The sequence below is a fragment of the Microbacterium sp. Leaf351 genome (assembly GCF_001423825.1).
GTDB classification, from domain to species: domain Bacteria; phylum Actinomycetota; class Actinomycetes; order Actinomycetales; family Microbacteriaceae; genus Microbacterium; species Microbacterium ginsengisoli.
In genome coordinates this window covers 72,261-74,733 of sequence record NZ_LMPK01000011.1, presented here as the reverse complement: position 1 = coordinate 74,733, position 2,473 = coordinate 72,261, and the positions used below count along the sequence as shown (strand labels likewise).

The 2,473-nt window shown below is 71.7% G+C and carries 2 protein-coding genes; both read left to right on the top strand.

The annotated features are described in order from the left end of the window. The first annotated feature begins 140 nt into the window (after positions 1-140). Positions 141-1,886 carry an ATP-dependent helicase gene (locus ASG00_RS04565; RefSeq protein WP_082483055.1) on the top strand — a complete coding sequence of 582 codons (1,746 nt, stop codon included), beginning with the start codon at positions 141-143 and terminating at the stop codon, positions 1,884-1,886. Further along, a partial coding sequence (locus ASG00_RS15235) for a hypothetical protein (protein WP_162238347.1) occupies positions 1,876-2,473 on the top strand: 598 nt, incomplete at its 3' end. The genes ASG00_RS04565 and ASG00_RS15235, both read left to right, overlap by 11 nt.

The following is a 2,473-nucleotide window of genomic DNA, read 5'->3' as shown; positions in this document are numbered from 1 at the left end:
GACGGCGAAGAGATCGTCGAGGTGCGCTGGTTCCACCGCGATGAGATCGGTCGGGCACTCGCCGGCGAATCCGATCTGCTGCTGCCCGGTCCGTCCTCGATCGCCTACCGTCTCATCACGGCCTGGCACGCGGAGCGGCCGTGACCGGCTCCGGAGTGCTCTCCGGGCTCGATGACCGCCAGCTGGAGGCCGCACGCGCGCTCCGCGGCCCCGTGTGCGTGCTGGCCGGTGCCGGCACCGGCAAGACGAGGGTGATCACCCGCCGTATCGCGCACGGCGTCGAGACAGGCGCCTACTCGCCGCAGCGGGTGATGGCGGTGACCTTCACGGCGAAGGCCGCGGGGGAGATGCGCGGGCGCCTGCGAGCTCTCGGGGTCGAAGGGGTGTCGGCGCGGACGTTCCACGCGGCAGCTCTCGCGCAGCTGAACTTCTTCTGGCCTCAGGTGGCGGGGGACACCGTACCCGCGATCGTCGACAGCAAGGTGCGGGCGCTCGCCCACGCCGCCGACGGCATCGGCATGGACCCGTCGGCGGCGACGCTGCGCGACGTCGCGTCGGAGATCGAATGGCGCAAGGTCACCATGCGTTCGGTGGAGGCGTACGTCGATGCCCGGCCCCGGGGGATCGGCTCGTTGGATGTCGCGGCTGTCGCGGCACTCATGCGGGCCTACGAGAAGCTCAAGGATGAGCGTCGTCAGATGGACTTCGAGGATGTGCTCCTCGCGTGCGCCGGCATGATCGAGGCGGAGCCGCGTGTCGCTCAGGCCGTGCGGGAGCAGTACCGGCACTTCACCGTCGACGAGTACCAGGATGTCTCGCCACTGCAGCAGCATCTGCTGGACCTCTGGGTGGGTCAGCGCCACGACGTGTGCGTCGTGGGTGACGCGAGCCAGACGGTGTATTCGTTCGCGGGCGCCGATGCCCGGTTCCTGCTGGAGTTCGAGCGGCGGTACGAGAACGCCCGCGTCGTGCGCCTCGAGACGAACTACCGCAGCGTGCCCGAGGTGCTGCGCACCGCCAACGCCCTCATGCGCGGACGTCCGGGCGCCCTTGAGCTGCACCCGCCCGCGGGGAGGGCGGATGCCTCGCCGCCGACGTCGCTCACGGCGTACCCCGATGAGCGAGCCGAGGCGCAGGGCGTGGCCGCGTCGGTCGCGGCGCAGCTGGCGTCGGGGACGGCGCCTCGCGAGGTCGCGGTGCTGTACCGGTCGCACGCGCAGTCGGCGGAGCTCGTGCAGGCGTTCGCCGATGCGGGCATCCCCGTGACGGTGCTGGGCGGGGCGCGCTTCTTCGACGTGCCGCAGGTGCGCCAGGCGGTGATGGCGCTGCGAGCCGCAGCCGTGTCACCCACGGGGCACGACTTCCGGGGCTCGGTGCGGGATGTGCTCCGCTCGCTCGGCCACACCGACGAGGCGCCCGCGGCGGGGGGAGCGCTCCGTGATGCGTGGGAGGCTCGCGCGGCCCTGCTGAGGCTGGCCGACGAGGCGCCCGACGGAACGACCCTCAAGGGGTTCACCGACGCGCTGCTCGCCCGGGCGAAGGACCAGCACGAGCCGACGCTGGAGACGGTGACCTTCGCGACCCTCCATGCCGCCAAGGGCCTCGAGTGGCACCACGTGCACCTCGTCGGGTTGTCGGAGGGACTGCTGCCGATCTCGTACGCCCAGACGTTCGAGCAGGTCGACGAGGAGCGCCGACTGGCCTATGTGGGCATCACGCGGGCCGCGCGAAGCCTGTCGCTGTCGTGGTCGCGCGGGGAGGGGCGCTCGGAGCGTCGGGTGTCGCGTTTCGTCGAGGAGATCGGCATCCGCACTCTGGATGTGCGCGATGGGCGAGCCACTCGCGGCGCATCGACTGGTTCGGGATCGTCACGGAGTGGCCGCTGAGAGCGAGGTCCTCCTCCCCGGAGACGAAGCCGGCGAGCATCGTGATGGCCTCGACCAGAATGTGATCGGCGATCTCGGGCGTGGGCGCCGTGAGCAGCTGAGCCGCGATCATCGGCCACGCCGGATCGCGGTCGCGCCGATCGGCGTCGACGCACGCGAGGCAGGCCGTCGCGCCCGGTTCGACGCGCGGGCCGATGGTGATTCCCGTCGTGGTGAAGACCACCGGGACGTGCACGACGTCATCGCCGAGAGAGGCCGCATATGCGGCCGGATGCACGGCGTGGCTGGCGACGAGCACCTGAACGGTGCCGCGTGGGCGAGGCGCGCCCTCGGATACGAGCGGCGCGAACGGCGCGAGCCGGTGGCGCACCAGGCGCACGAGTTCTTCGTCGACCCCCGGCCCGCCCGCGATCTCCACCGAGCGCAGCGGCCGGGGGACCCGCTCGAGCACCGGCTCGAGCGTTGCGACGAACCGCTCGAGGCTCTCGATGTCGATACCCGCCCGGTGCGCGGTGTACCCGAGAGAACCTTCGCCGATTCCGGTCACGAGGTCGGCGATCGCTCGCAGCTGCCAGTCGGGCGGGGAA